This window comes from Mangrovimicrobium sediminis (assembly GCF_004745945.1).
Classification (GTDB): Bacteria; Pseudomonadota; Gammaproteobacteria; order Pseudomonadales; family Halieaceae; genus Mangrovimicrobium; species Mangrovimicrobium sediminis.
Genome location: NZ_SRLE01000008.1, coordinates 1 through 26,874 on the forward strand (window position 1 = coordinate 1; position 26,874 = coordinate 26,874).

Sequence of the window (26,874 nt, forward strand, 5' to 3'; positions counted from 1 at the left end):
CGATGATGCGCCCGTCGCGCTCCAGCAGGCGGAAGCGGTCGATCTCGTTTTCCAGCAGCTCGCGCGAGCGCTTGAGCAGCACGCCCTGCGCCTCCAGCGGCTCGATCAGCTCGATGATGCCGCCGACATCGTCGATCTGCGCGCGCCGGCTGGTTTCGAAATCCACTGCAGAGACCAACGTGCCGCAGCCGTCGTGGGTGAACAGCTCCTCGAGCAGCTCGCAATCCTCGCGGTAGCCGATGATGTGCGCGCGCGGCACCCCGAGCTCACAGGCGCGGCGTGCGGTTTGCAGCAACGTCGCCTGCTCCGCGTCTGCGGCCTCGATCGCGTCGACCTCGCCCACCGCCACCTGGCGCACCAGCGTGCCGTCCGCGGTGTTCACGCCGATGTTGGCGCCGAACAGGATCAGCTTGTCCGCGCCGATCGCCGCGGCGCAATTCACCGCGACATCCTCCAGCGACAGGTTGAAAATCTCGCCGGTCGGCGAGTAGCCCAGTGGCGATACCAGCACGATGGTCTCGTGCTCCAGCTGGTAGCGAATGCCCTCGACATCCACCCGGCGCACCTTGCCGGTGTGCTGGAAGTCGACGCCGTCGATCACGCCCATGGGCCGCGCGGTGACGAAATTGCCGCTGCACACGCGCATTTTGGCACCCAGCATCGGCGAGTTGGGCAGACCCATCGACAGCAGCGCTTCGAACTGCGCGCGCAGCGCACCGGTGGCTTCCTTCACGCACTCCAGCGCCGCGGCGTCGGTCACCCGCACCTGGTTGTGCAGGGTATCCTCGACCCCGGCCGCCGCCAGCCGCTCGACAACCTGCGGCCGCGCGCCGTGAACCAGCACGAGCCGCACGCCGAGACTCTCGAGCAGTGCGATGTCGTGGATGATATTGCGGAAGTTCGCGTCCTGCGCCACCTCGCCCCCCAGCATCAGCACGAAGGTCTTGCCCCGGTGCATGTTGATGTAGGGTGCGGTGTTCCTGAACCAGCGAATATGCTCCTCGCCCTGTTCGCTCACCTGCTGTTCGCCTGTGTCGGTTTAGTCGGCGGTTAGGGTACCGAATGGCGGGCGATTTCCCCAAGGGCAATTTTGCACAGGGCTACTTTGGCCCTTTCGCCGTGTCTCACCCGGGATCCAAGTGCAGGTCGCTCTGGGTTGATTCTTTTGGCGAGTCTGCTCGTGGGTTGTAGAACAGCTGGAGATTTTGCTTGTTGCTGAAAGTGGTGTGGTCCCGGGACGCCGGCGAAGGCCCCTGCCCGGCTCCGGGACCGCCAAAAAGCGTACATGGCCTCGGACGCCCCGAAGCCGGGCAGGGGCCTTCACCGGCTCGGACTCGACTTTTCGGTTCTACGCCACTTGCTCAGACGGCTTGGATCAACGCCGCATAGTCCTTTCAAGCTCCAGCGAACAAGGCGCCCACCTGCTCCGCCAACCTGATCCGAGAACCTGCTGCGCAAACCGAAGTTCTACCAGAGAAATACCCTAGGACAGCGAGTGGCTATCCCCCTTCGGAAAATGTACGAGGCCATGGATGGCCGGAGCCAGGAGCCAAGAGCCAAGAGCCAGGACGTCAGAGCAAGTAGCCCAGCTGGCCCAGTGCAGAATGAACCACCCCACGCCAGAACCAGGCGGAACCAGCGCCGCAACTACAGGCAGTAATGCCCGATAAACCGCTCCAGCACATCGATGCAGGGGTGGATCTGGTCCAGCGGCAGGAACTCGTCCGGCTGGTGCGCGCGGTCGATCGAGCCCGGGCCCATGACAATCGTCTCCATGCCCATTTGCTGCAGGAAGCCCGCTTCCGTGGCGAAGGCCACCGCGATTGCGCTGTGCCCCGAGAGCTTTTCGGCGAGGCGAACCAGCTCCGAGTCCGCCGCCTGCTCGAAGGGCTCGACATCCTCGATGAGCTGGCCCACCTCGATCTGCAGCCCGCGCTCGCCGGCGATGCGCGCCGCGCGGCGCTGGATTTCAGCGAGGACGTCCGCGTTGCTGCCCGCGGGCGTCATGCGCAGGTCGAAGTGCAGTTCGCTGTGGCCGCAGATGCGGTTCGGGCTGTCGCCGCCGTGCACGCGGCCCAGGTTGAGGGTGGGGCAGGGCACCTCGAACAGCGGGTGGCTGTAGTGTTCGGCCAGTTCACGGCGGTAGTCGAGGAGTTCGCCCATCAGGGCGTGCAGGCCGTCCAGGGCGCTGTTGCCCAGGGCCGGGTTGGAGGAGTGGCCGGCTTTGCCCGAGATGCGTGCGCCGAGCATCATGATGCCCTTGTGCATGCGCACCGGCACCAGGCCCGTGGGTTCGCCGATGATCGCCGCGCGCGCCTTCGGCCAGCCGGCGGCAGCCAGGGCGCGGGCGCCGCACATGGTGCTCTCCTCGTCGGCGGTGCCGAGGATGATCAGCGGCTGTTTCAGCGGCTTGCCGGCGAAGCGCGCGGCGGCGGCCAGGGCCAGGGGGAAGAAGCCCTTCATGTCGGTGCTGCCCAGGCCGTAGAGGCGGTTGTCGCGCTCGTCCAGTTGCAGCGGGTCGCTGTTCCAGCGGCCCTCGTCGAAGGGCACCGTGTCGGTGTGGCCGGCGAGCACCAGGCCGCCGGGGCCGGAGCCGCGCACGGCGACCAGGTTGGCCTTTTCGCCGCCCGGTGTCAGCGGCTGGACCTCGGTGGCAAAGCCCATGGTGGACAGCCAGTTGGCCAGCAGGTCGACCACCGCGCGGTTGCCCTGGTCCCAGTCGCGGTCGGTGGAGCTGACCGAGGGCGTGCCCACCAGCTGGCGCAGGCGGTCGAGAATCAAGCGGTCGGTGTCGGCCATGGAAGCCTGCGCTGTGTCGCGGGGAGGTGGGTTGGTGCGGCCAGTCTAGACACAACCGGGCGCGCCGCCAAGGGGCTGGCGCTGCCGGAAAAAGGTGTGTTTTGCACAGTCGTGGGCGCGGGTGGGGTAGTGCGCTGTGCTAGCATAGTCGCCGGTCGGGAGCGTGTTGCGCACCGGCCGGCAACGGGCAACGGGGTCGATCCAGATATGGCGACAGAAACAAGCACGCGCAGCGGCGAGCGCCGCCTGGAGTTGGTGAGCGTGGCCCGCCAGCTGGTGAAGGACGGCCGCATCAGCGAGGCGGACCTGCAGCAGGTATCGAACAAGTCGCTGGTGGCGCTGCACCCGCTCGTGGTGCTTGCCGAGCAGAAACTGCAGGACCTGGCCCGCCCGGGCAAGCTGCTTGATATGGATGCCCTGCTGGCCTGGCTCTCCGGACACTGCGGGCAACCGGTGTACAGCATCGACCCGCTCAAGATCAACGTCGGTGCGGTGGCCGAGGTCATGTCCCGCGCCTTCGCCGAGCGCCACCGCATCCTCGCCGTGGAAGTGCACGCCGACACCGTGACCATCGCCTCCGCCGAACCCTGGATCAACGCCTGGGAGAACAACCTCGAGCACGTGCTGCGCAAGCGCGTGACCCGCGTGCTGGCGGACCCGCGCGACATCACCCGCCACACCGCCGAGTTCTACACTATGGCCAGCTCGGTACACCGTGCCGGCGGCGCGGAGCAGCTGGAACAGCGCCTCAATACCGGCAACCTCGAGCAGATGCTGGAACTGGGTTCGATGCGCGAGCCCGACGCCAACGACCAGCACATCGTCAATATCGTCGACTGGCTGCTGCAGTACGCTTTCGAGCAGCGCGCCAGCGATATTCACGTCGAGCCACGCCGCGCGGTGGGGCATGTGCGCTTTCGCATCGACGGCGTGCTGCACAAGGTCTATGAATTGCCGGGCAAGGTGTGCGCCGCGGTCACCAGCCGGGTGAAGATTCTCGGTCGCATGGACGTCGCGGAGAAGCGCCGGCCCCAGGACGGGCGCCTGAAGACGCGCACGCCGGAGGGCAACGAGGTCGAGCTGCGACTGGCCACCCTGCCCACTGCCTTCGGCGAGAAGCTGGTGATGCGCATCTTCGACCCGGAGATGATGAACAAGAGTTTCGAGCAGCTGGGCCTGGCCGCGGACGACCTCGCCCGCTGGCACCAGATGACCGGCATGGGTAACGGCATCGCCCTGGTCACCGGGCCCACCGGCTCGGGCAAGACCACCACCCTGTATTCCACCCTGCGCCAGCTGGCGACCCCGGACGTGAACGTGTGCACCATCGAGGACCCGATCGAGATGGTCGAGGACGCCTTCAATCAGATGCAGGTCAACCACGCTATCGGCCTGGACTTCGCCTCCGGTGTGCGCGCACTGATGCGCCAGGACCCGGACATCATCATGATCGGCGAGATCCGCGACCTGGAGACCGCCAACATGGCGGTGCAGGCGGCACTCACCGGACACCTGGTGCTGTCGACGCTGCACACCAACGACTCGCCCAGTTCCCTGTCGCGATTGCTCGAGCTGGGCGTACCGCCGTATTTGATCAAGGCCACCGTGCGCGGCGTCATGTCCCAGCGCCTGGTGCGCATCCTGTGCCCCCACTGCAAGACCTGGGAGCCCCTGGACACGGACGCCTGGCAACAGCTGACGGCGCCCTGGCGCGCCAAGCCGCCGGAGCGCGTGGCGCGGCCGCAGGGCTGCAAGGCGTGCCGCGAGACCGGCTACATCGGCCGCCAGGGCATCTACGAGATCCTGGTCAGCAGCGCCGGGGTGCAGGCGGAGATTCACTCGCACCTGGAGTCGACCAAAGTACGCTACGTGGCCATGCGCGAGGGCATGAAGACCCTGCGCCTGTCCGGTGCCACCCGCGTGGCGCGCGGCCAGACTACTATCGAGGAAGTACTGCGGGTGGCTCCCGCGCTCGAGGCCTGATGCTCCCGGCCGCGCGGTCCCGGCACCGGGCGAAACACACAGCCGCCAGGCGACAATAACGACATAGAGAGCCGCCCATGACCCTGGACGTCCAGAGCTTACCCGCCCCACTGGCCGAGCAGGCGCAGTCCGCGTGGCAGAATATTCTCGAGCGCGCCGCGGATCCTGCGGCCCTGGAACGCGCCGCCGCAGCGCAGCCGGTGTGCGGCCAGTTGCCGCGCATGCTCGCCTGCAGCCGATTCGTGGCCGAGTACGGCCGCGGGCAACCGCAGGCTTTCCTCGAACTGCTGACCGACACCGCACTGCAGCAACCGCTAAGTGCCCAAGCCCTGCACGCGAGCCTGCGCGACGCCCTGGCAGCCGAGGGTGCCGAGTTGCAGCCGGTGTTGCGCCGCTTCCGCCAGCGGCAGATGGTGCGCATCCTGTGGCGCGATTTCTGCCGCCTCGCGGACACTCTGGAAACCATCGGCGAGACCTCGGCGCTGGCCGACGCCTGTATTCGCGAGGCCCTGCCGCGGGTGCAGGCCGGACTGGAAGAGCGCTTCGGCCAGCCCACCGGCCGCCGCAGCGGACAGCCGCAGCAGTTGATCGTCATCGCCATGGGCAAGCTGGGCGCGGGCGAGCTTAATGTCTCCTCGGATATCGACCTGGTGTTCGCCTACCCGGAGGCCGGCGAGACCAGCGGTGGCAGGCGCTGTATCAGCAACGAGGAATTTTTTACCCGTGTCGGCCAGGGCCTGATCGCCGCCCTGGACCAGCAGACCGCCGACGGTTTCGTGTTTCGCGTCGACATGCGCCTGCGCCCCTACGGCGAGAGTGGCGCCCTGGTGCACAGCTTCGCCGCGCTGGACGAGTACTACCAGCAGCAGGGACGCGACTGGGAGCGCTATGCCCTGATCAAGGCACGCCCGGTGACCGGCGAGCCGGCCCGTGTGGCCGAGCTGATGCAGTCGCTGCGCCCCTTTGTTTACCGCCGTTACGTGGATTTCAGTGTAATCGAGAGCCTGCGCAGCATGAAGCAGATGATCAGCGCCGAAGTGCGCCGCCGCGGCCTGCAGGACAACGTCAAGCTCGGCCACGGCGGTATCCGCGAGGTCGAGTTCATCGCCCAGTGTTTCCAGCTGATTCGCGGCGGGCGCGACCTCGCCCTGCAGCAGCGCGAGCTGCTGGTGGTGCTGGAGGAGTGCGTCGCGCTGGGCTGCCTGCCGCGCGCGGCGGTGGACGAACTGCGCGCCGCCTACCTGTTCCTGCGCGATTCCGAGCACGCCATCCAGGGTTACCAGGACCGCCAGACCCAGGAACTGCCGGTGGACGATGTGCCGCGCGCGGCCATGGCGCTGGTCATGGGTTGTGCCGACTGGACCGCGTATCGCACCACCCTCGATGCACAGTTGCAGGTAGTCGCCGGCCACTTCGATGCACTGATTGCGCCACCGGAAGAGGAGGCGGACAGCGGCGCCGCCGAGGATGACGCCGACCTGCTCTGGGGCGAACACCTGGAGTCCGCGGCGCTGGCGGCACTGGGTTATGCCGACGCGGGACGCGCCTGCGAGTCCCTGCGCGCGCTGCACGACAGCCCGCGGGTGGTCGCCCTGCAGGCCGAGGGTCGCCAGCGCCTGGACCAGTTCATGCCGCAGCTGGTGCGCGCCTGCGCCGCGGAGTCGGCAGCGCCGGACCTCGCCCTGCAGCGCCTGCTGCCGCTGGTGGTGGCGGTGGCGCGGCGCAGCGCCTACCTGGTGCTGCTGCTGGAGAACCCGCCGGCACTGGATGAACTGGTACGCCTGTGCGGCGACAGCCCGTGGATCGCTGAGCAGATGAGCCGCCACCCGGCGCTGCTCGACGAGTTGCTGGATCGCGCTAGCCTCTACCGCGCGCCGGGCCGGGATGAACTGCGCAGCCTGCTCAGCCAGGAGGTGGCGCGCCTGGCCACCGACGACCTCGAGGCGCAGATGGATGCCCTGCGCTACTTCAAGGCGGCGCAGGTGCTACGGGTTGCGGCCAGCGAGATCGCCGGTCGCCTACCGGTGATGAAAGTCAGCGACAACCTCACCTGGATCGCCGAGGTGGTGCTGGAACAGGTGCTCGCGGTGGCCTGGGCGGATCTCACGCGCAAGTACGGTGAGCCGGCGCGCGAGGACGGCGGCTACGCCTTCGCCGTCTTCGGCTACGGCAAGCTGGGCGGCATCGAACTCGGCTACGGTTCGGACCTCGACCTGGTCTTCGTGCACGACGCCGCCGCCCAGGGCAGCACCGACGGCGGGCGCAGCATCGCCAACGCGGTGTTCTACACGCGCCTGGCGCAGCGCATGATCCACATCCTCGAGGCGCGCATGCCGCTGGGCCAGCTCTACGAAGTGGACATGCGCCTGCGCCCGGACGGGGACTCCGGCGTGCTCGTGCCCGGCGTCGAGGGCTTTGCCAGGTACCAGCGCGACAACGCCTGGACCTGGGAACACCAGGCGCTGGTGCGCGCGCGCCACGTCGCCGGTGACCGACAGGTTGCCGGACGCGTCGAAGACCTGCGCCGGGAAATCCTTTGTCGCGAGCGCGATACCGCGGCGTTGGCGGACGAGGTGGTCGCCATGCGCCGGCGTATGCGCGAACACCTGTTGCCGCGCGAGGCGCCGGAACGCTTTCACCTCAAGCAGGGCAGCGGCGGTATCGTGGACATCGAGTTCATGGCGCAGTACGCGGTGCTCGCCTGGTCACATGCGCACCCACAGCTGGCCCAGTGGCCGGACAACGTGCGCATCCTCGAGGCACTGGGCGAGGCCGGCCTGTTGCCGCAGGCGACGGCCGATGCGCTGCGGGAGGCCTACCTCGCCTACCGCGGCGCGGCCCACCAGCTCGCGCTGCAGCGCGAGTCCGGGGAGGTGGATGCCGCGTTGTTTGCCACACAGCGCGACCAGGTGCGAGCGGCGTGGCGCTCGCTGTTCGCGGAGGACTGAACTTGCGCATCGCCCTGCTGCTTCCCGCCGGCGATGACGCCGGTGCACGCCTGGATGCCCACGAGTTCCTGGCGCAGGCCGTACAGCGCGGCCACCACTGCGCCCTGTTTGCCAGCGACTGGCGGGCAGAGCTGCCCGAAGGTGTCGTATTGCGCGAGATTGCCGCGCGCGGTCGCTCGGCGCACCGCCGCCACGCCGCCTTTGTCGAGGCCGTGCAACAGCAGCTTGCCGGTACCTCCAGCGATGTCGTGGTCGGCCTGCAGGCCATGCCCGGACTCGACGTCCTGCTCGCCAGCGCTGGCTGCTATCTGCAGGAGGCCGAAGGCCGCAGCGGCTGGAGCGCCCGGCGCGGCGGTGCGTACCGGTATTTCAGCCAGGCTGAGGCCGCCGTGTGCGGCCCCCAGGCAACTACCCGCGTGCTGTTCCAGAGCGAGCTGCAGCGCGAGGCGTTTTGTAGCACCTACCCGCAGTTGGCCTCGCGCAGCGCCACGTTGCCGCCCGGTGTCGCCGCGGCGCGCCGGCCCCCCGCGGACGCGCAGCGACTGCGTCGCCGCATGCGGGCAGAGCTGCAGCTGGCCGAACACGAGCTGGTGCTGCTGTTTGCCGGCAACGATTTCGAGCGCCACGGACTGGGCGATGCCATTCACAGCCTGGCCGCGGCGCGCCAGGAGCAGCCCCACCAGGCCCTGCGCCTGCTGGTGGCCGGCGGCGAGCGTTCGCGCCGGTATCACCACCTGGCGCGCAAGCTCGGTGTCGGCGACGCCGTGCACTTCCTCGGCTGGCGCGACGACCTGCCGGAACTGATGGCGTGCGCGGACGTGCTGATTCACCCGGCGCGCGAGGCCCCGGTGGGGCGGGTGCTGCTGGAGGCATTGCTCGCCGGTTTGCCGGTAATCACTTCACAGAACTGCGGCTACGCGCAGCACATCGCCCAGGCACACGCCGGTAGCGTGCTGCCCGAGCCGCTGCAGCCGGCCGACCTCGAGCGCGCACTGCTGCGTATGTTCGACGGCGTATTCCGCTCCCAGTGCCGCGAGACCGGTGCCGCGTTTGTCGGCCTCACCGACCTCGGCGCGCGCATGCCCGCCGCCCTGGCGCAGATCGAGCAGTGGTTCGCCTGAGTCTGCGCGGGCAGGCCCTGGTGGGCCAATCCGGGTAGGCTGGGCCCGGCGCAGATAGTAAGATGGCCGCTTTTCGGCGACGCGAACGGGCAGGGGAACAGGGTTGCAAGGAAAGATACTGGTCGCCGGCGCCGGCGGCCAACTCGGGCGCGAACTGCAGCGCAGCGTTCCGGCCGGCTGCCAGTGCATCGCGCTGTCGCGGGCGGAGCTGGATATCGGTGATGCCGCCCAGGTGCGCGTGGTGTTTGCCGAGCACGCCCCGGATGCGGTGATCAATGCCGCCGCCTACACCGCCGTCGATCGCGCCGAGGAAGAGGAAGCCCAGGCGCTGCGCATCAACGGCGACGGCCCCGGCCACCTGGCCGCGGCCTGTGCCGCGAGCGGCGCCCGCTTCGTGCATGTCTCCACCGACTTCGTCTTCGACGGCAGCGCCTCCACACCCTACCCGCCGGACGCGCCGGCCAACCCGCTGGGTGCCTACGGCCGCAGCAAGCTGGCCGGCGAGCTGCGCGTGCGCGAAGCGCTACCCGCTGCGGTCATCCTGCGCACCGGCTGGGTGTATTCGGCGCTGGGCGCCAATTTCGTCAGGACCATGCTGCGCCTGATGGGTGAGCGCGAAGCACTGAACGTGGTGGCGGACCAGGTCGGCACACCCACCTGGGCGCGCGGGCTGGCCGACGCCTGCTGGGCGGCGCTGGCTCGGCCGCAGCTGTCCGGCACCTACCACTGGAGCGACGCCGGCGTGTGCAGCTGGTATGACTTTGCCGTCGCCATCGCCGAGGAGGCCCAGGGCCTGGGCCTGCTGGCGCGCCTGCCCGCGGTGCGGCCGATACCCAGCGAAGATTACCCGACCCCCGCGCGCCGGCCCGCGTTCAGCGTGCTCGACAAGTCCGCCAGCTGGCGCGACCTGGAATTGCCGCCGGTGCACTGGCGGGAGCAACTGCGCCACATGTTGCGCGAGATCGAGGAGTCCTGAATGTCACGCTCGCTGCTGGTCACCGGCGCCGCCGGTTTCATTGGCGCCAACTTCGTCCACTACTGGCGCGCACAACACCCGCAGGATCGCCTGGTGGCCTACGATGCGCTGACCTATGCCGGCAACCGCGCCAACCTGGCGTCGCTGGAGGGCAGCGCGGACTTCCACTTCGTGCACGCGGACATCTGCGACCACGACCGGGTGCTGGCGACGTTGCGCGAGTTCGACGTGGACACGCTGGTGCACTTCGCCGCCGAGAGCCATGTCGACCGCTCGATCAGCGGCCCGGATGCGTTTATCGAGACCAACGTGGTCGGCACCCACAGCCTGCTGAAGGCGGCGCGCGCCCACTGGCTGGGCGGCGATGCGCCGCGCCCGCACCGCTTCCACCACGTTTCCACCGACGAGGTCTACGGTTCGCTGGCGCCGGATGCGCCGGGCTTCCACGAGCAGCAGAAGTACGAACCCAACTCGCCGTACTCCGCGAGCAAGGCGGCTTCGGACCACCTGGTGCGTGCCTACCACCACACCTACGGCCTGCAGGTCACCACCAGCAACTGCTCGAACAACTACGGCCCGTTCCACTTCCCGGAAAAGCTTATCCCCCTGTGCCTGACCAACATCCTGCGCGGCCTGCCGTTGCCGGTGTATGGCGACGGCAGCAACATCCGCGACTGGTTGTACGTGGAGGATCACTGCCGCGGCATCGAGAAGGTGTTGCTGCAGGGGGTGGTCGGCGAGACTTACAATATCGGCGGCAACAACGAGTGGAACAACCTGGCCATCGTCGAGCTGCTGTGCGAGCAGGTCGACGCCCGCTTCGCCGCCGACCCGCAACTGGCGCAGCGCTTCCCCGACGCGCCCGCCGCCCGCGGCGCCACCGCGCACTCCCTGGTGCAGTTCGTGGAGGACCGCGCCGGGCACGACTGGCGCTACGCCATCGACGCGGCCAAGGCCGGCCGGGAGCTGGGCTACACGCCCGCGGAAAGCTTCGAGAGCGGCCTGGCGAAAACCATCGACTGGTACCTTGCCAACGAGGACTGGTGGCGCCCGCTGCTGGTGAAGTGAGGCGCTGCTGGCGGAGGGACGCGCCGCTGCAGCAGGACGGAGCCGCAGCGGCTGAACAGAACGTCCTAGGCCAGTCGCGGCGCCTGGTCGAAGGGCAGGCCCTCGCTGTCCTTGGCCGACAACTGCGGCGCTTCACCGGCCGGCAGCGGCCACTCGATACCCACCGACGGATCGTCCCAGGCCAGCGAAACCTCGCTCGCCGGGTGGTAGATGTCGGTGCACTTGTAGAGGAAGTCCGCGTACTCGCTGAGCACCAGGAAACCGTGGGCAAAGCCCGGGGGTACCCACAGCATGCGGTGATTCTCCGCGCTCAGTTCGGCGCCGAACCACTGCCCCAGGGTGGGCGAGTCGCGGCGCATGTCGACCACAGCGTCGAACACGCTGCCGGCGGTGACCCGCACCAGTTTCCCCTGGGTGTGTTCGGTCTGGTAGTGCATGCCGCGCAGGATGCCGCGGGCGGACCGGCTGTGGTTGTCCTGCACGAAGTCCAGATCGAAGCCGGCGTCGGCGAACACGCGCCGGTTCCAGGTCTCCATGAAGAAACCGCGCTCGTCGCCGAAGACTTTCGGGGTGATCAGGTATACCCCGGCCAGCGGTGTGGGCTCAAACGTCATCGAACACCACGCCTCCCTCGCCCAGCAAATTCTTCAGGTACAGGCCGTAGCCGCTTTTTTCCAGCGGCGCCGCCAGCGCCAGCAACTGCTCGGCGGTGATGTAGCCCATGCGGTAGGCGACCTCCTCGGGGCAGGCGATTTTCAGGCCCTGGCGCTCCTCCACCACGCGGATGAAGTTGGCCGCGTCGAGCAGCGAATTGTGGGTGCCGGTATCCAGCCACGCGGTGCCGCGGCTCATCACTTCTACGCTGAGGTCGCCGCGGTGCATGTAGTGCTTGTTGATGTCAGTGATCTCCAGCTCGCCGCGCGCCGAGGGTTTGACCGCCTTGGCGATCTCCACCACGTCGTTGTCGTAGCAGTACAGGCCGGTGACTGCGTAGTGGGATTTCGGCTGCGCCGGTTTTTCCTCGATGTCGCGGGCGATGCCCTGCTCGTCGAAGGACACCACGCCGTAGCGCTCCGGGTCCTGCACGTAATAGGCGAACACCGAGGCGCCACTGGCGCGGGAGGTGGCGTTGCGCAGCTTCGCGGTAAAGCCGCCGCCGTAGAAGATGTTGTCGCCCAGTACCAGGCTGACCATGGAGTCGCCGATGAACTGTTCGCCGAGTATGAACGCCTGGGCCAGGCCGTCCGGGCTCGGTTGCACGGTGTAGCTAAGCTGGATGCCCCACTGGCTGCCGTCGCCGAGCAACTCGTAGAACGCCTCCTGGTCGCGCGGTGTGGTGATCACCAGGATCTCGCGGATACCCGCCAGCATCAGGGTGGCCAGCGGGTAGTAGATCATTGGCTTGTCGTACACCGGCATCAGCTGCTTGGATACCGTGCTGGTCAAGGGATGCAGTCGGGTGCCGGTACCACCGGCCAGAATGATACCTTTGTAACTGATTTGTGCTGGCATATGTGCGGAAATAACCCCGTAAAAGCCGTGATTATAGCGAAAACAGCTGCGAATTGCGGATGAAGTCGTTAGCCCGTGTGGCGGGGTGGATTTTTGTCCGGACCCTGCTTAGAATTTCAGTTTACTGACGCGAATACGATGCGCGCCGGCTCCATCCCCGGGTCGTCCATCTCCCCGCAGACGGCAATTGAGGAAGTCGCTATCAGGCAGCCAGATACAGTCCAGGCCGAGGCCATGCCCCGGGTCGCCGGGAGTCCTGCGCCTGTGCCCCTGAAACCCTTGCGTATCGCGCTGCTCGGCTACCGCAGCCACCCCTTCGGCGGCGGCCAGGGCGTCTACCTGCACTACCTGAGCAAGGCCCTGGTGGACGCCGGCCACCGGGTCGACGTGATCTCCGGGCCGCCCTACCCGCGACTGGACCCGCGTGTGCGCTTCGTGCCGCTGCCCAGCCTGGACCTGTACCGCAACGGCCTGGGTTCCCTGCGCCCGCGGCACCTGAGCTCCATGAGCAATATCATCGAGTGGACCAGCAAGCTCACCGGCGGCTTTGCCGAGCCGTATACTTTCGGCCGCCGCGCGGTGAAGTACCTGCGCCGGCACGGCCGCGACTACGACGTCATCCACGACAACCAGAGCCTCTCCTACGGCATGCTGGAGCTGCAGCAACTGGGCCTGCCGCTGGTCACCACCGTGCACCACCCGATCACCAGCGACCAGCGCATCGCCCTGGACGCGGCGCAGAGCTGGTGGGAGCGGGTGCTGATCCGCCGCTGGCACTCCTTCATCGGCATGCAGGTGAAAGTCGTGCGCAAGCTGCACAACCTGGTCACCGTCTCGGAAACCTCGCGGCAGGACATCGCGCGGGATTTCGGCCTGCAGCCGGCGGGTATCAACATGGTGCATATCGGCATCGATACCGACGACTTCCGGCCGCTGCCGGAAATCCCCCGCCTGCCGCAGCGGCTGATGGCCACCTGCTCCGCCGACGCGCCGCTCAAGGGCATCCGCTACCTGATCGAGGCCTATGCGACGCTGCTGCAGGACTGGCCTGAGCTTGAATTGCTGGTGGTGAGCAAGCCCAAGCCCGGCGGTGAGACCGAGCAGTTGATCCGCGAGCTGGGGCTGGAACAGCGCATCCGCTTCGTCAGCGGCATCTCCACCGAGCAGATGGTCCGCCACTACGCCGAGGCGGCCATCGCCGTGGTGCCCTCGGTGTACGAGGGTTTCGGCCTGCCGGCGGGCGAGGCCATGGCCTGCGGCGTGCCGGTGGTGTCCACCAACGGTGGCGCCCTGCCGGAGGTGGTGGGCAACGCGGGCATCCAGGTGCCGGTGCGCGACAGCGCCGCCCTGGCAATCGCCATCGACACCCTGCTGCGCGACCCGCAGCGCCGCGCTCTACTGGGCCGCGCCGGCCGCAAGCGCATACTGCAACAGTTCAGCTGGCAGCGCTGCGCCGCCCAGATGACCGACTACTACCGCGCGGTGCTGCAGCGTGCAGACGGTTGATTTCACCTTCTTCCCGCTGCTCGCCGGGGATGTCGTTCTCGACCTCGGCTGCGGCGAGGGGCGCCACGTGATCTCCGCCTACCTCGAGGCCGAGGTGCACTCCATCGGTGTCGACCTGTCCCTGCCCGACCTGCTCACCACGCGGGAGAAAATGCGGGAGTTCTCCACTGCGGCGCAGCCGGCGAACGATGTGGCCGATGCCCGCAGCTTCGGGCTGTCCTCCGCCAGTGCACTGGCCCTGCCTTTCGCCGACAACACCTTCGACAAGGTCATCTGCAGCGAGGTGCTGGAGCACATTCCCGACTACCAGTCGGCACTGCGCGAAATCGAGCGCGTGCTCAAGCCCGGCGGGTTGTTCTGCGCCAGCGTGCCGCGGCGCTGGCCGGAGAAGCTGTGCTGGATGCTCAGCGAGGGCTACCACAACACGCCCGGCGGCCACATCCGTATCTTCCGCGCCCGCGAACTGCGCAGGGATATCGAGACCCTGGGCATGGACCACTACCACCGGCACTGGGCCCATGCCCTGCACGCCCCCTTCTGGTGGCTCAAGTGCCTGTTCTGGAACCGTCGGGAAGAACCCTGGCTGGTGCGCCAGTACCACCGCCTGCTGGTCTGGGACCTGATGCAACGCCCGCGTCTGACCCGGGTGGCGGAGCAGCTGCTGAATCCACTGATGGGGAAGAGCGTCGTCATGTATTTTCGCAAGAGCGCCGCCCTGTGAGCGGCCTGTACCTCAGCCCCGGGCTGTTTCCCGCGGAATTCCTGCGGCCCACCGTGGACTTCATTCTCTCCCACCAGCGCGAGAGCGGCGAGATTCCCTGGTTCAACGGCGGCCACGCAGACCCCTGGGACCATGTCGAGTCCGCCATGGGCCTGGCGATAGGCGGCGAGACCCACGCCGCGCAACGCGCCTACCAGTGGCTGCGCGACAGCCAGCTCGAGGACGGCAGCTGGTGGGTCGCCTACCGGGAGGGGGTGGAGGACGATTGCGAGCGCCGCGAGAGCAATTTCGTCGCCTATGTCGCCACCGGTGTCTGGCACCACTACCTGATCACCGAGGATCGCGAGTTCCTGCGCGAGATGTGGCCGATGGTCGAGCGCGCCATCGAGTTCGTGCTCGCCCTGCAGACCGAGCACGGCGATATCCACTGGGCGGTGGACCGCAGCGGTCGCGCCAAGGCGGACGCCCTGGTCACCGGTTGTTCGTCCATTCACAAGAGCCTGGAGTGCGCGCACAACATCGCCCACACCCTGGAGGAGGGCCGCCCGCACTGGCTGCTGGCGCGGGAAAAGCTGGGCCACGCACTGCGCGCGCGGCCGGAGCGTTTCGACCGCACCTGGGAGAGCAAGGCGCGTTTTTCCATGGACTGGTTCTACCCGGTGCTCGCCGGCGTGCTGCCGCGCAAGGAGGCCCAGGCGCGCCTGCGCGAGCGCTGGCACGAGTTTGTCGAGCACGGCATGGGCTGTCGCTGTGTCTCGGACGAACCCTGGGTGACGGTGGCGGAGTCCTGCGAGCTGGTGATGGCGCTGTTGTCGGCGGGCGATCACGCCCGCGCCGTGGAAATCTACAGTTGGCTGCAGCAGTGGCGCCTGCCCGACGGCGCCTACTGGACCGGCTACCAGATGGTGGAAGACCTGCACTGGCCGGATGAAAAACCCACCTGGACGGCGGCGGCGATCCTGCTCGCCGCCGATGCCCTCACTCTCCACACGCCGGCGGCGGAGCTGTTCTGCAGCGTGCGCCTGCTCGGCGTCGACGCCCGCCAGCAGCAACTGCGCGCCGACTGAGCGCGCCGCGCTTACAGCCGGCGCAGCACGCCCAGGCTGTCCGCGCGTTCCACCGCCTCGAACAACCCCGATTCCAGCGCCATGCGGTAGATCGCGATCGGCGCCTGTCCGCCCGCGTGGGCGTCCTCGAACAGGTCGTGAATGGCCAGGATGCCGCCGCGCAGCAGGTGACCGCTCCAGCAGCGGTAGTCGGCCAGCGCCGCGTCCAGGCTGTGGCCGCCGTCGATGAACAGCATCGACAGCGGGGTGTGCCAGTGGCGCGCCGCCGCGGCGGAACCCGCCACCACCGGTACCACGGTCTCATCCAGCCCCGCCGCGCGGATATTGCGGCGGAATTCCCGGAAGCTGTCGAACAGTGCCTCGCCGGTGTCGTAGAGCTCCGGGTCGTGGAAGAATTCGCCGGGCTGGTGCTCCTCGGAGCCGCGGTGATGGTCCAGGGCGAATACGGTGGAGTCGTTGGCGCGGCAGGCCAGGCCCAGGTAGATGGTGGACTTGCCGCAGTAGCTGCCGATTTCCAGCACCGGACCGCGGGTGCTGGCCTGCAGGGCGTGGCGGTACAGGGCCTCGCCCTCCGCGCTGGAAAGGAAGCCCTTGAGGTCGTGAATATCGGCGGGAAGGTCGGCAATCATGGCAGCGCAAAGTAGCCGGTTTGCCGCGGGGAGGCAAGCCGGGCAGGGGCGTCGCCCAGCGCCATGCGGTATGCTTCGGCCTCCCGTTGACGACGCGGAGCGATCCCATGCGCTATCTGTATAGCGCCCTGCTTTACCTGCTGGTGCCCGTGCTGTTATTGCGCGTGCTGTGGCGCTCACGGCGCGCGCCGGCGTACCGGCGGCGGCTGGCCGAGCGCTTCGGCCTGTTCCCGGCGCCCGCGCCGGTGCCCGGCCCGGTGATCTGGGTACACGCGGTCTCGGTGGGCGAGACCCTGGCCGCTGCGCCGCTGGTGCACGCACTGCTGCAGCGCCACCCCGGGGGCCGCGTGGTGGTCACCACCACCACCCCGACCGGCTCGGCCCGCGTCGCAGACTTGTTCGGCGCCAGCGTGTTCCACGTCTACCTGCCCTGGGACCTGCCCGGCGCGGTGCGCCGGTTTCTCGCGCGCCTGCAACCCGACCTGCTGATCCTGCTGGAAACCGAGTTGTGGCCCAACCTGCTGCACTACACGCATGTCAGCGGTTGTCGCATCGTGCTGGCCAATGCGCGTATGTCCGAGCGCTCGGCACGCGGTTACGGGCGCTTGGCTGGCTTCACCCGCGAGGTTCTCGGCAACCTGGATGCGCTGGCCTGCCAGGCGCAGGCGGACGCCGCGCGGTTGGAGGCGCTGGGTGCAGCTCCCTCGCGGGTGAGTGTGACCGGCAGCCTCAAGTTCGATATCGATATCGACCCCGTCCAGCGCGAGGCGGCGCAGCGGCTGCAGGCGGCGCTGGGCCGGCCGGTACTGCTCGGTGCCAGCACCCACGCCGGGGAGGAGGCATTGTTGCTCGACGCCTTCGCCGCTGCGCGCGAGCACGAGCCGGCACTCTTGCTGCTGCTGGTGCCGCGCCACCCCGAGCGCTTCGACGAGGTCTACCGGCTGTGCCGCGAGCGCGGCTGGCCGGTGGCGCGGCGCAGCGCGGGCGAGCCGCTGCCCGCGGACTGTGCCGTGCTGCTCGGCGATACCATGGGTGAGCTGCGCCTGTTCTGCGGTGTGGCGAGCGTGTGTGTGGTCGGCGGCAGTTTCATCCCGCACGGCGGCCAAAACCCGCTGGAGGCCGCGGCCTGGGGCGTGCCCCTGTTGTGCGGGCCGCAGATGTACAACTTCAGCGAGATCACCCGCCTGCTCACCGAGGCCGGGGCCATGCGCCAGTTGGCCGACCCGCAACAACTCGCGCCGGCGCTGGCCGAGCTGCTGGGCGACGCCGGGCTTCGCGCGCAGGTGGGACGCGCCGGGGAGGCCGTGGTCGAGCGCAACCGCGGCGCCCTGGCGCGGGTGCTGGGGCTGGTCGACGAACTGCTGGCGCAGCGGCGCATATAGCAAAACGCCCGCAGCAGCGGGCGTTTCGGGTGCGGGGCAGGGCGCTTACTTGGTGGCGCTGGCCGTGGGCGGCGGCGGCACCTCGAGGAAGGAATCCAGGTTGATCACGTCCTGCGGGCTGAGCAGGCCGGCCTGTTCCTTCAGGCGCAGCATGTTGATGATGTAGTCGTAGCGGCTGTTGGCGTAATCGCGCTGCGCGGCGTACAGGGTCTGTTGCGCGTTGAGCACGTCGACCACGTTGCGGGTACCCACTTCGTAGCCGGCCTGGGTGGCGTCCAGGGCGCTCTTGGAGGATACGATGCTCTGCTGTCGCGCGGATACACGGCTGACGTCGCTGATGACGGTCATGTGCAGGCTGCGGGTGTTGGTCACCGTGTTGCGCATCAGGTTGACGCGGTTTTCGGTGGAGGCGATGGACTCCTGCGCGGAGCGGCGGCGCTGGGCGCTGATGCCGCCGCCGGCGAACAGCGGCACTTCCAGGCGGATCTCCCAGGTGTCGCCATCGGTGGCGGCGTAGGGCGAGGTCAGGAAGTCGGTGGCGGGCTGGATGGTGCGGCTGCCATCGGTCTCTTCATCGAAATAGGTGTAGCCGAAGTTGACCGTCGGCGCGTGCTGCCAGGTGCTGGCCTTGGACGACTGGCGTGCGGCTTCCTCGGCGTAGCGCGCGGCTTTCAGCGAGAAATTGTTCTCCAGGGCGAAGTCCACCCAGGCGGCGCGGTCCAGGGGCTCCGGCGCCTTGATGGTGAAGTCCTCGTTGAGCACATTGAGGTTGCTGTGCTTCTGGCCGGTCAGCACGGAGAGCTGCTCCAGTGCCACCGCCACGCTGTTCTCGTCGACGATGCGATTGACCCGCGAGAGGTCGAAGGCAGCCTGCGCCTCGTACACGTCGGTGATAGCGATCAGGCCGACATCAAAGCGCTGCTGGGTTTGTTCCAGCTGGCGTTCAAAGGCGCGTTCCTGGGCCTTGGAGGCCTCGAGGTTGTCCTGCGCGCGCAGCACCGCCAGGTAGGCTTCCACCACCCGCACGATGAGGTTCTGCTGGTTGCCGGCGAAGGTGGCTTCAGCCTGCTGGGTGAGCTGCTTGCCTTCCTGGAAGCTGAACCAGGCGGGCAGGTCGAACAGCGGCTGGGTGAGGGAGATCTGGTAGCCCTCGGTGTCGGTATCGCTGGTGGTGGTGGTATCCACGCTGACGATGCCGGATTCGCCCACCGACAGGCTCTCGCCGTCGGTATCGGTGTCCGACTCGGAATAGGAGTACTGGGCGCCGATCTGCGGCAGCAGCCCGGCCAGGCCGATGTTCTTCGCCTCGCTGTTGGCGAGGTAGGTGGCCTCTTCCGCCTTGAGCTGGGCGTCGTTTTCGAGGGCGAGCTCATAGATGTCCATCAGGGATTCCGCCCGAGCGGGCATGACCGCGAGGGAAATACCCAGTGCCAGGAGTGCGACTCCGGTCCGTTTCATCGTTGTTCCTCTTGATTGGGTGCCGGGCGGCATCATGTGTGCGCGGCTAATCGTTCGCGGGCCATTTTAGCAGCCCGATAGGGGCCTTGCATTGTGTGATCTGCCACGCAAAATTGGCCATATCGGTGCCTATCATAAGTGTTACACTCAAGTGGTGTCCATGTCATAGACCGCACAGAAGCAGGCATTCGACGTGGCTTCAAGTGGGGGGAGAGAGGTGTTGCCCAGCACCAGGAATCGACAACTCAAGCTGGATCTCGCGGAGCTGCACGCCGTCTGCGAGGCCAACTACGTGCGCTTCCTCAGCCTGTTCCCGGACTACGAAACCAGCAATGCCAGGGAATTCCTGGTCGGGGATGCCCAGGTCAGCCTCGAGGTGACCGGCCGCTCCCGCTATACCACCATGTTCCTCATCCACCAGCGCCACGCCGGGGAGCGCTGGCTGGGCAGCCTGCGCATCGAGGTGCGGGCCTATCACGACGCCGGCATGCTGGAAGTGGGCAGTTTCCAGTCGCACCGGCGCATTCGCCCGCGCTACCAGTACCCCAATCCGCAGATGCTCCAGCAGGACGAGAAAGTGCAGCAGAACCGCTTTATCGCTGACTGGCTGGCGCACTGCCTGGCGAACGGCCGGAGTGCCGGCACCCTTTGTTCACGGGCCTGACGCCCGTCGCCACCCCCAGCCATGATGTCATCCGCAGCCGACAAACCGCGTTGTTGCCTCTCGCCCGCGGGCGATAGCGTTCACCTGGTACAAATCACCGATACCCACCTGTGTGAGGCCCCCGGCGGCACGCTGCTGGGCATGGATACCGACCGCTCGCTGCGCCTGGTGGTGGAACAGGTATTGCGCGAGCGGCCGCATATCGACCTGGTGCTGGCCACCGGCGATCTCTCCGACCGCGGCAGCCGCAGCGCCTACCAGCGTCTGGTCGACTACCTCGGGCGCCTGTCCGCCCCCAGCTTCTGGCTGCCCGGCAACCACGACAACCGCGCGGAGATGGCGGCGGTGCTGGCCGGCACCGGCGAGTTGTGCGAGGTCGTGCTCGCCGGGCGCTGGCAGATCGTCATGCTCGACTCGCAGATTCCCGGCGAAGTGGGCGGCGCCCTGGGCGAGGCCGAACTTCAGCGCCTGCAGGCGGCCCTGGCCGACGGCGAGGCGCAGGGGCTGTACACCCTGGTCTGCCTGCACCACCAGCCGGTGCCGGTAGGCAGCCAGTGGCTGGACGAACAAATGGTCGCCGACGACATGGCGTTCTGGGAACTGGTCGAGGCCCACCCCGGCGTGCGCGGCGTGCTCTGGGGCCATGTGCACCAGCAGATCGACCGCCGTCGCGGACCGGTCGCGCTGATGGCCTCACCTTCCACCTGCGTACAGTTCGCCCCCGGCAGCGCCGGTTTCAAGGCGGACGACCAGCCCCCGGGCTACCGCTGGCTGGAGTTGCGCGCCGACGGCAGCATCGAGACCGCGGTGTCGCGGGTCACCGACGCCGAGTTCTTCGTCGAGCTGGATTCCGGCGGCTACCTCTGACGCCACCCTTGCGGGGCTGAACGCCGCGCGGGATTGCCGTCTCGCGGCCCGACTCATGTACAATGGCGCGATTCCAACCGCTGTCCAGCCAGAGCCTGCATGAGCCAGTACACCGCCGAAGATATCGAGGTCCTCACGGGCCTGGAACCCGTGCGCAAGCGCCCGGGTATGTACACCGACACCACCCGTCCCAACCACCTCGCCCAGGAGGTGATCGACAACAGCGTGGACGAGGCCCTGGCCGGCCACGCCAACCAGATCGACGTCACCCTGTACCGCGACGGTTCGCTGTCGGTGTCGGACAACGGCCGCGGCATGCCGGTGGATATCCACCCGGAGCAGGGCAAGCCGGGGGTGGAAGTGGTCCTCTCCACCCTGCACGCGGGGGGCAAGTTCTCGAACAAGAACTACCAGTTCAGCGGCGGCCTGCACGGCGTCGGCGTTTCGGTGGTCAACGCCCTGTCCAGCGACCTCACGGTGACCATCCGCCGCGATGGCAACGTGCACCGCATCCGCTTCTCGGGGGGTGAGAAAGTTTCCGACCTCGAGGTGATCGACACCTGCGGCAAGCGCAACACCGGCACCACGGTGAGCTTCACGCCGGACGCGAAGTACTTCGACTCGGTGAATTTCTCGGTGTCGCGCCTGGTCCACCTGCTGCGCGCCAAGGCCGTGCTGTGCCCGGGGCTGCGGGTGAAATTCACCGACGAGAAAAAGGGCGAGACCGAGGAGTGGTACTACGAGGACGGCCTGTCCGACTATCTCGCCGACGCCACCATCGACTTTCCGGTACTGCCTGAGCAGCCCTTCGTGGGCAGCTTCAGCGGCGCCAGCGAGGCCGCGGACTGGGCGGTACAGTGGCTGCCGGAGGGTGGTGAGCTGGTCACCGAGTCCTATGTGAACCTGATCCCCACGCCGCAGGGCGGCACCCACGTCAACGGCCTGCGCACCGGCCTGCTGGACGCTATGCGCGAGTTCTGCGAGCTGCGCAGCCTGCTGCCGCGTGGGGTGAAGCTGACCCCAGACGACATCTGGGATCGCTGCGCCTACGTGCTCTCCTCCAAGCTCGGTGACCCGCAGTTCTCCGGCCAGACCAAGGAGCGGCTGTCCTCGCGCGAGGCCGCCGCGTTCGTTTCCGGCGTGGCCAAGGACGCCTTCAGCCTTTGGCTCAACCAGCACACCGTGGAGGCGGAAAAGCTCGCGGAACTGTGCATCAGCAGTGCCCAGAGCCGCCTGCGCAGCGCCAAGAAAGTGGTGCGCAAGAAGGTCTCCGCAGGACCGGCCCTGCCTGGCAAGCTGGCGGACTGCTCCGGCGAAGACCCGAGCCGCGGCGAGCTGTTCCTGGTCGAGGGCGACTCCGCCGGCGGCAGCGCCAAGCAGGCGCGCGACCGTGAGTTCCAGGCCATCCTGCCCCTGCGCGGCAAGATCCTGAACACCTGGGAGGTGGACTCCCAGGAGATCCTCGCCTCGCAGGAAGTGCACAATATCTCCATCGCCCTGGGTATCGACCCGGGCAGCGACGACCTCTCGGAGCTGCGCTACCACAAGGTGTGCATTCTCGCCGACGCCGATTCCGACGGCCTGCACATCGCGACCCTGATCTGCGCCCTGTTCGTGCGCCACTTCCCGGCCCTGGTGGCCGCGGGCCATGTCTATGTCGCCATGCCGCCCCTGTACCGCATCGACATCGGCAAAGAGGTGTTCTACGCCCTCGACGAGGGCGAGAAGCAGGGCGTGCTCGACCGCCTCGAGGCGGAGAAGAAAAAGGGCAAGGTCAACGTGCAGCGCTTCAAGGGCCTGGGCGAGATGAACCCCCTGCAGTTGCGCGAGACCACCATGGACCCGGACACCCGCCGCCTGGTGCGCCTGGTGCAGGAACCGGGCGACGGCACCCACAACGTGCTCGACATGCTGCTGGCGAAGAAGCGCGCCGGCGACCGCAAGAGCTGGCTGGAAAATAAGGGCGACCTCGCCGAGGTCGTCTGATCCGAGCGCCTAATCACACCGCTTTTCCCTGGGACACGCGTCACAGTTTGCTCTCCCAGCCGTTTATCTGACGATATCCACAAAAACGTGGACCGGGTCACTGTTTAGCCAATCCTCGCTGGTCTAGACTCAGTTCAAGCGGAGATAATCGATTTTCGCGCGAATAATGACGCGTTTGGCGACGCGACGCATGGAGCGACCGCTGCACGGGGGGGATCACCGTGACACCAACCGCCGGACTCAATCGAGAGGTTGAGGGAAGAACTGATGTCCAGATTCGTCAGAACACACGTTGACGACCTGCAATTGGGAATGTTTGTGGCCGACCTCGATCGGCCGTGGATAGATACGCCCTTCCTCATGCAGGGCTTCACCATCAAGACGGTCGAGGAACTGGCTGCCCTGCGCCAGTTGTGCACTACCGTGGACGTCGATATCGGCCTGTCCCAGACCCCTAAGAATTACGACCCGCTGTTGACCAATGGCGGGGCCAAGCGCTCCCGGGTCGTCACCCAGATGTTCGGCGGCAAGCGCCTGGTCTCCTACGAAGACGTGTTCACCTTCGAGCAGGAGATGGTTTCCGCGGAGAAAGTGTTCCGCGACTACGAGGTGCTGGTCGGCGACCTCTACCAGGGCATCGCCCGCAACGGCTCCGTCGACATGAGCGCGGTGCGCAAGACAGTCGATGAAGTGGTCGACAGCATCATGCGCAACGCCGACGCCTGCATGCTGCTCTCGGCCATTCGCAACAAGGACAGCTACAGCTATTCCCACGCGATGGCCAGCTCGATCCTCGCCGCGGCGGTGGGCCGGCAGATCGGCTTGCCGATCCCCGACATCAAGACCCTGGCCCAGGGGTCGCTGCTTTGCGACGTGGGCAAGCTGAACATCTCCTCGCGAATCCTCAACAAGAATACGCCGCTGTCCACGGAAGAAGTGGCCATTGTGCGCAGTCACGTGGACCAGGGCCTGGAGTTGCTCAGCCACTCCCGCGGGGTGTCGCCGGAGGTGTTGTCGATCGTCGCCTACCACCACGAGCGACACAACGGTTCGGGTTACCCCAATGGCACCGCCGGCGCCGAGATTCCGCCGATGGCGCGGATCGCCGGTATCGTGGACTGCTACGACGCGATGATCAGCGATCGTGCCTACGCCCGCGGCGTCTCCCCGGCGGATGCGATCTCCAAGCTGTACACCATGCGCGACGTCGATTTCCAGGGCGAGCTGATCGAGGAGTTTATCCAGGCAGTCGGCATCTACCCGGTGGGTTCTTTCGTTGCGCTCACCGATGGCCGTGTCGGCATCGTGGTTACCGAGCACCGCCGCCGGCGGCTGCGTCCGCGTGTCATGGTCCTGTTGGACGGCGAGGGCATGCCGGCGACTCCTGGCACTTACGTCAACCTGCTCGAGGAAACCGAGGACCGCCTCGGCCGTCCGCTGGAGATCCTCAAGGGCATCGAACCGATGGACTACGATATCGACCCGTCGGAACTCGTGTTCTGAGCGCCCGGGAGGCACAGCGCATGTCGCGGGATATCGAGCGCAGTGAATTCCGGGCGACGGTCGTGGAGGCCGTGGCCAATTGCGGGGGTGACAGCGGCCTGGCTGTGGTTTTCATCAAGCTCGCCTCGTTCCACAACGTCAATACGCGCTACGGCTTCGACGTCGCCGACAGGATTATCGAACAGGCCCTCATCGCGCTGCGCAAGCTGTTGCGCGAACCCCTGCAGGCTTACCGAATCGGCGGTACGCGCTTCGCCTTTGTCGTGCCCAACGTCAAGTATGCGGCGCTGCTGCGCATCGGGGTGGAGCGCGCGCTGGGCGCGGTGCGCGGACCACTGCAGGTCGACGACCACAGCGTGCGCCTGGACGCCGTTGCCGGGGCGGTGATGTACCCGGATGATGGCGAAAGCGCCGACGAGCTGTTGCTGGCGGCGGAGTTCGCGCTGCTTTCCGCGGCCGAGGAGGAGAGCGGCATTGTGCTGCACGCCGCGCAGGAGCAGCAGTTGCGGCAGGACCGCTGGCAGCTGGAGACCGACCTCAAGCGCGCCATGGACGAGGACCAGTTCACCCTGCAGTACCAGCCGCAGATCGGCCTGCAGGATTTCGCCACCTCGGGTTTCGAGGCGCTGCTGCGCTGGAAACACCCCGGCAGCGGATTCGTCTCGCCCGACATCTTTATTCCCCTGGCCGAGCGCGGCGCACTGATCAACCAGATCACCGACTGGGTGATGCACACGGCGCTGCGCCAGACCTCGACGCTGCCGCTGCCCGGTACGCGCGCCCGGGTGTCGATCAATGTCTCGCCGGTAACCCTGTTCGATCCCGGCTTTCCCTTCGCCATCGAGTCCGCCGTGTCACTGTGGGGCGGCTCCCACGACCAGTTGGCGGTGGAGGTCACCGAGGGCACGCTGATCCAGGACATCGACGTGAGCAAGCGGGTGCTCAGCACCCTGCGCGACAAGGGCGTGCGCATCTCCATCGACGACTTCGGCACCGGTTATTCCTCGCTGGCCTATTTCAAGCAACTGCCGGTGGACGAGATCAAGATCGACAAGTCCTTCATTACCCACCTGGCGGAGACCGACATCGACCGCAAGTTGGTGGAGTCCATCGTCGAGTTGGGCCACAAGCTCGACCTGCAGGTGGTCGCGGAGGGCGTCGAGGAGGAGCGCGCGCTCAATATCCTGCGCGAGATCGGCTGCGATGTCGCCCAGGGCTTCCTGATTTCCCCGGCGCTCCCCGCCGAGGACCTGCACTCCTGGTTTGGCGAAGGCGCTTCGACCCGGGTGCACTGAGGCGGGCCAGGACCCAACTCGCCAGTCCGCAAATACCCGGTACATCCGCCCCGACACCGGAAAGGCTTGGCGCGCGGCGCGCTGTTGTGTCATGGTGTCCGCTTCCTGACGAGACCCAATCTACCCCGGAGAAATCGATGATCAAGCGTATCGGTCTTGGTGCCCTGTTGCTGTCCTTCGCGCTGCCCGCCCTGGCCCAGTGGGAACTGGATACCACCCATTCCAGCGTCTATTTCATCTCGGTGAAAAACGCCGCCGTCGCCGAGACCCATCACTTCGGCGGACTGCTCGGCTATGTCGGCGAGGACGGCGCGGCGCGGGTGACCATCGACCTGAACAGCGTGGAGACCGCGATCGACGTGCGCAATGGGCGCATGCGCGAGATGCTGTTCGAGACGGTGGATTTCCCCACCGCCACCGTGACCGCGAAGATTGACCCGGCGATCCTCGCTGAAGTCGCCAAGGGTGCGACCATCACGGCCGAGTTGCCGGTGACGCTGGGCCTGCACGGCGTCGAGAAATCCCTCGATGTGGCGCTGACCGTATTCAGCGATGGTGCGAGCATGCGCGTGATGACGCCCTATCCGGTGCTGATCAAGGCAGAAGACTTCGGCCTGGCGCCGGGCGTCGAGGCACTGCGCGCGGTGGCCGGCCTGAATTCCATCAGCACCGCAGTGCCGGTGTCGTTCAGCCTGTCCTTCCGCGAGGTGGAGTAGCCGGTTTCAGCCCGCCACGGGGCCGAGGAATTGCTGCACGCCCTGAAAGAACATCTGCACTGAAATCATCACCAGGATCATGCCCATCAAGCGCTCCACGGCGATCAGCCCGCGTGCACCCAGTGCGCGCAGCAGCAGCGGTGCGCACATCAGCGTGGCCGCCGCGGCCGCCCAGGCGCCGACCAGGGCCAGGGTCCAGTCCAGCATGCGCCCGGGGTTGGAGGTGACCAGCAGCATGGAGATCGCCAGCGCCGAGGGACCCGCCACCATGGGTATGGCCAGCGGCACGATGAACGGCTCCCCCTCGGGCAGCGCGCCCATGATGCCGTGCGGTGAGGGGAAGATCATGCGCAGGGCGATCAGGAACAGGATGATCGCCCCGGCGATGCTGATCGACTCCTGGCGCAGGCCGAGGAAGTCCAGCACCGCGCCGCCGCACCACAGGAACAGCAGCAGCACGACCAGTGCGATAAGCAGCTCCCGAGCCAGGATGCGCTGGCGTCGCTGCGGATCGACGTCCTTGAGGATGGCCAGGAACACCGGGATGTTGCCCAGTGGGTCCATGACGAACAGCAGGGTGACAAATGCCGACAGGGTATCCATGGTGTTTCCCGGGTGGTATCGCGTTGTGGGGTGGCCTATCCTCTCAGAATTACCGGCCGCGGGAAATCCG

22 protein-coding genes are annotated in these 26,874 nt (G+C 67.3%); 15 read left to right on the plus strand and 7 right to left on the minus strand.

Annotation, left to right across the window (positions count from 1 at the left end):
• On the minus strand, positions 1 to 1,018 hold a 1,018-nt coding region (gene argA, locus E4634_RS11660), incomplete at its 3' end, for an amino-acid N-acetyltransferase (RefSeq protein ID WP_135444078.1).
• A gap of 629 nt (positions 1,019 to 1,647) precedes the next feature.
• Positions 1,648 to 2,799: an acetylornithine deacetylase gene (argE, locus tag E4634_RS11665; RefSeq protein WP_135444080.1), complete on the minus strand. Its 1,152-nt coding sequence runs from the start codon at positions 2,797 to 2,799 to the stop codon at positions 1,648 to 1,650.
• 207 nt (positions 2,800 to 3,006) lie between these two features.
• On the opposite strand from argE, the gene tfpB reads away from it, so the two are divergent.
• The 5 genes from tfpB to rfbB all read left to right on the plus strand — a co-directional run bounded on the left by tfpB (position 3,007) and on the right by rfbB (position 10,895).
• Positions 3,007 to 4,782, plus strand: coding sequence for a type IV pilus assembly ATPase TfpB (gene tfpB, locus E4634_RS11670; protein WP_135444082.1), 1,776 nt, complete (start codon positions 3,007 to 3,009; stop codon positions 4,780 to 4,782).
• 77 nt (positions 4,783 to 4,859) lie between these two features.
• Positions 4,860 to 7,730, plus strand: a complete 2,871-nt coding sequence (glnE, locus tag E4634_RS11675; RefSeq protein WP_135444084.1) for a bifunctional [glutamate--ammonia ligase]-adenylyl-L-tyrosine phosphorylase/[glutamate--ammonia-ligase] adenylyltransferase — start codon at positions 4,860 to 4,862, stop codon at positions 7,728 to 7,730.
• 2 nt (positions 7,731 to 7,732) lie between these two features.
• Positions 7,733 to 8,851, plus strand: a complete 1,119-nt coding sequence (locus tag E4634_RS11680) for a glycosyltransferase family 4 protein (RefSeq protein ID WP_135444086.1) — start codon at positions 7,733 to 7,735, stop codon at positions 8,849 to 8,851.
• 103 nt (positions 8,852 to 8,954) lie between these two features.
• A complete protein-coding gene (gene rfbD, locus E4634_RS11685) occupies positions 8,955 to 9,827 on the plus strand; it encodes a dTDP-4-dehydrorhamnose reductase (RefSeq protein WP_135444088.1) in 873 nt (290 codons plus the stop codon).
• Entirely contained in the window at positions 9,828 to 10,895 is a 1,068-nt protein-coding gene (gene rfbB / locus E4634_RS11690; RefSeq protein WP_135444090.1) for a dTDP-glucose 4,6-dehydratase, read from the plus strand.
• A gap of 65 nt (positions 10,896 to 10,960) precedes the next feature.
• On the opposite strand, the gene rfbC is transcribed toward rfbB, so the two are convergent.
• Positions 10,961 to 11,509 carry a dTDP-4-dehydrorhamnose 3,5-epimerase gene (gene rfbC, locus E4634_RS11695; RefSeq protein ID WP_135444092.1) on the minus strand — a complete coding sequence of 183 codons (549 nt, stop codon included), beginning with the start codon at positions 11,507 to 11,509 and terminating at the stop codon, positions 10,961 to 10,963.
• Positions 11,499 to 12,407 carry a glucose-1-phosphate thymidylyltransferase RfbA gene (gene rfbA, locus E4634_RS11700; protein WP_135444094.1) on the minus strand — a complete coding sequence of 303 codons (909 nt, stop codon included), beginning with the start codon at positions 12,405 to 12,407 and terminating at the stop codon, positions 11,499 to 11,501. Before rfbA ends, rfbC begins: the two co-directional genes overlap by 11 nt.
• A gap of 264 nt (positions 12,408 to 12,671) precedes the next feature.
• Here rfbA and E4634_RS11705 point away from each other — a divergent pair, with 264 nt between their 5' ends.
• From E4634_RS11705 to E4634_RS11715, 3 genes are read left to right on the plus strand one after another with little or no spacing between them, the layout of a single operon-like run.
• Positions 12,672 to 13,913: a glycosyltransferase family 4 protein gene (locus E4634_RS11705; protein WP_346763339.1), complete on the plus strand. Its 1,242-nt coding sequence runs from the start codon at positions 12,672 to 12,674 to the stop codon at positions 13,911 to 13,913.
• Complete coding sequence (locus E4634_RS11710) at positions 13,900 to 14,634, plus strand: class I SAM-dependent methyltransferase (RefSeq protein WP_135444097.1); 735 nt, start codon at positions 13,900 to 13,902, stop codon at positions 14,632 to 14,634. Before E4634_RS11705 ends, E4634_RS11710 begins: the two co-directional genes overlap by 14 nt.
• A complete protein-coding gene (locus E4634_RS11715; protein WP_135444099.1) occupies positions 14,631 to 15,701 on the plus strand; it encodes a prenyltransferase/squalene oxidase repeat-containing protein in 1,071 nt (356 codons plus the stop codon). The genes E4634_RS11710 and E4634_RS11715 overlap by 4 nt, the downstream gene beginning before the upstream one ends.
• An 11-nt stretch (positions 15,702 to 15,712) precedes the next feature.
• On the opposite strand, the gene E4634_RS11720 is transcribed toward E4634_RS11715, so the two are convergent.
• Positions 15,713 to 16,330 carry a class I SAM-dependent methyltransferase gene (locus tag E4634_RS11720; RefSeq protein WP_135444100.1) on the minus strand — a complete coding sequence of 206 codons (618 nt, stop codon included), beginning with the start codon at positions 16,328 to 16,330 and terminating at the stop codon, positions 15,713 to 15,715.
• 107 nt (positions 16,331 to 16,437) lie between these two features.
• Between E4634_RS11720 and waaA the strand changes: the two genes are divergently transcribed.
• Positions 16,438 to 17,712 carry a lipid IV(A) 3-deoxy-D-manno-octulosonic acid transferase gene (gene waaA / locus E4634_RS11725; RefSeq protein ID WP_135444101.1) on the plus strand — a complete coding sequence of 425 codons (1,275 nt, stop codon included), beginning with the start codon at positions 16,438 to 16,440 and terminating at the stop codon, positions 17,710 to 17,712.
• A 45-nt stretch (positions 17,713 to 17,757) separates the two neighbouring features.
• On the opposite strand, the gene E4634_RS11730 is transcribed toward waaA, so the two are convergent.
• Positions 17,758 to 19,170 (minus strand): TolC family outer membrane protein, encoded by a 1,413-nt coding sequence (locus E4634_RS11730; protein ID WP_135444103.1) that lies wholly within the window; start codon positions 19,168 to 19,170, stop codon positions 17,758 to 17,760.
• A 220-nt stretch (positions 19,171 to 19,390) separates the two neighbouring features.
• On the opposite strand from E4634_RS11730, the gene E4634_RS11735 reads away from it, so the two are divergent.
• From E4634_RS11735 to E4634_RS11760, 6 genes are all read left to right on the plus strand, one after another.
• Complete coding sequence (locus E4634_RS11735) at positions 19,391 to 19,834, plus strand: DUF1249 domain-containing protein (protein WP_135444105.1); 444 nt, start codon at positions 19,391 to 19,393, stop codon at positions 19,832 to 19,834.
• A gap of 21 nt (positions 19,835 to 19,855) precedes the next feature.
• Positions 19,856 to 20,701 (plus strand): 3',5'-cyclic-AMP phosphodiesterase, encoded by an 846-nt coding sequence (gene cpdA / locus E4634_RS11740; protein ID WP_240725163.1) that lies wholly within the window; start codon positions 19,856 to 19,858, stop codon positions 20,699 to 20,701.
• Positions 20,702 to 20,800: 99 nt separating this feature from the next.
• The gene (gene parE / locus E4634_RS11745) at positions 20,801 to 22,687 is read left to right on the plus strand and encodes a DNA topoisomerase IV subunit B (RefSeq protein WP_135444107.1); all 1,887 of its coding nucleotides are present in this window, start codon (positions 20,801 to 20,803) and stop codon (positions 22,685 to 22,687) included.
• A gap of 267 nt (positions 22,688 to 22,954) precedes the next feature.
• Positions 22,955 to 24,190, plus strand: a complete 1,236-nt coding sequence (locus tag E4634_RS11750) for a cyclic di-GMP phosphodiesterase (RefSeq protein WP_135444109.1) — start codon at positions 22,955 to 22,957, stop codon at positions 24,188 to 24,190.
• 20 nt (positions 24,191 to 24,210) lie between these two features.
• Positions 24,211 to 25,485 (plus strand): putative bifunctional diguanylate cyclase/phosphodiesterase, encoded by a 1,275-nt coding sequence (locus E4634_RS11755; RefSeq protein ID WP_135444110.1) that lies wholly within the window; start codon positions 24,211 to 24,213, stop codon positions 25,483 to 25,485.
• A gap of 137 nt (positions 25,486 to 25,622) precedes the next feature.
• Entirely contained in the window at positions 25,623 to 26,201 is a 579-nt protein-coding gene (locus E4634_RS11760) for a YceI family protein (protein WP_135444112.1), read from the plus strand.
• A gap of 6 nt (positions 26,202 to 26,207) precedes the next feature.
• Here E4634_RS11760 and E4634_RS11765 read toward each other — a convergent pair whose 3' ends face one another.
• On the minus strand, positions 26,208 to 26,804 hold the full coding sequence (locus E4634_RS11765) for a YhgN family NAAT transporter (protein WP_135444114.1): 597 nt from the start codon (positions 26,802 to 26,804) through the stop codon (positions 26,208 to 26,210).
• Positions 26,805 to 26,874: the final 70 nt, after the last annotated feature.

Excerpts from the sequence above, each read along its gene's own strand:
- rfbA (WP_135444094.1), bottom strand. The coding sequence starts at position 12,407 with ATGCCAGCACAAATCAGTTACAAAGGTATCATTCTGGCCGGTGGTACC.
- cpdA (WP_240725163.1), top strand. The coding sequence starts at position 19,856 with ATGATGTCATCCGCAGCCGACAAACCGCGTTGTTGCCTCTCGCCCGCG.
- tfpB (WP_135444082.1), top strand. The coding sequence starts at position 3,007 with ATGGCGACAGAAACAAGCACGCGCAGCGGCGAGCGCCGCCTGGAGTTG.
- E4634_RS11730 (WP_135444103.1), bottom strand. The coding sequence starts at position 19,170 with ATGAAACGGACCGGAGTCGCACTCCTGGCACTGGGTATTTCCCTCGCG.
- E4634_RS11755 (WP_135444110.1), top strand. The coding sequence starts at position 24,211 with ATGTCGCGGGATATCGAGCGCAGTGAATTCCGGGCGACGGTCGTGGAG.
- E4634_RS11720 (WP_135444100.1), bottom strand. The coding sequence starts at position 16,330 with ATGATTGCCGACCTTCCCGCCGATATTCACGACCTCAAGGGCTTCCTT.
- waaA (WP_135444101.1), top strand. The coding sequence starts at position 16,438 with ATGCGCTATCTGTATAGCGCCCTGCTTTACCTGCTGGTGCCCGTGCTG.
- rfbC (WP_135444092.1), bottom strand. The coding sequence starts at position 11,509 with ATGACGTTTGAGCCCACACCGCTGGCCGGGGTATACCTGATCACCCCG.
- E4634_RS11750 (WP_135444109.1), top strand. The coding sequence starts at position 22,955 with ATGTCCAGATTCGTCAGAACACACGTTGACGACCTGCAATTGGGAATG.
- rfbB (WP_135444090.1), top strand. The coding sequence starts at position 9,828 with ATGTCACGCTCGCTGCTGGTCACCGGCGCCGCCGGTTTCATTGGCGCC.
- E4634_RS11760 (WP_135444112.1), top strand. The coding sequence starts at position 25,623 with ATGATCAAGCGTATCGGTCTTGGTGCCCTGTTGCTGTCCTTCGCGCTG.
- E4634_RS11765 (WP_135444114.1), bottom strand. The coding sequence starts at position 26,804 with ATGGATACCCTGTCGGCATTTGTCACCCTGCTGTTCGTCATGGACCCA.
- argE (WP_135444080.1), bottom strand. The coding sequence starts at position 2,799 with ATGGCCGACACCGACCGCTTGATTCTCGACCGCCTGCGCCAGCTGGTG.
- parE (WP_135444107.1), top strand. The coding sequence starts at position 20,801 with ATGAGCCAGTACACCGCCGAAGATATCGAGGTCCTCACGGGCCTGGAA.
- glnE (WP_135444084.1), top strand. The coding sequence starts at position 4,860 with ATGACCCTGGACGTCCAGAGCTTACCCGCCCCACTGGCCGAGCAGGCG.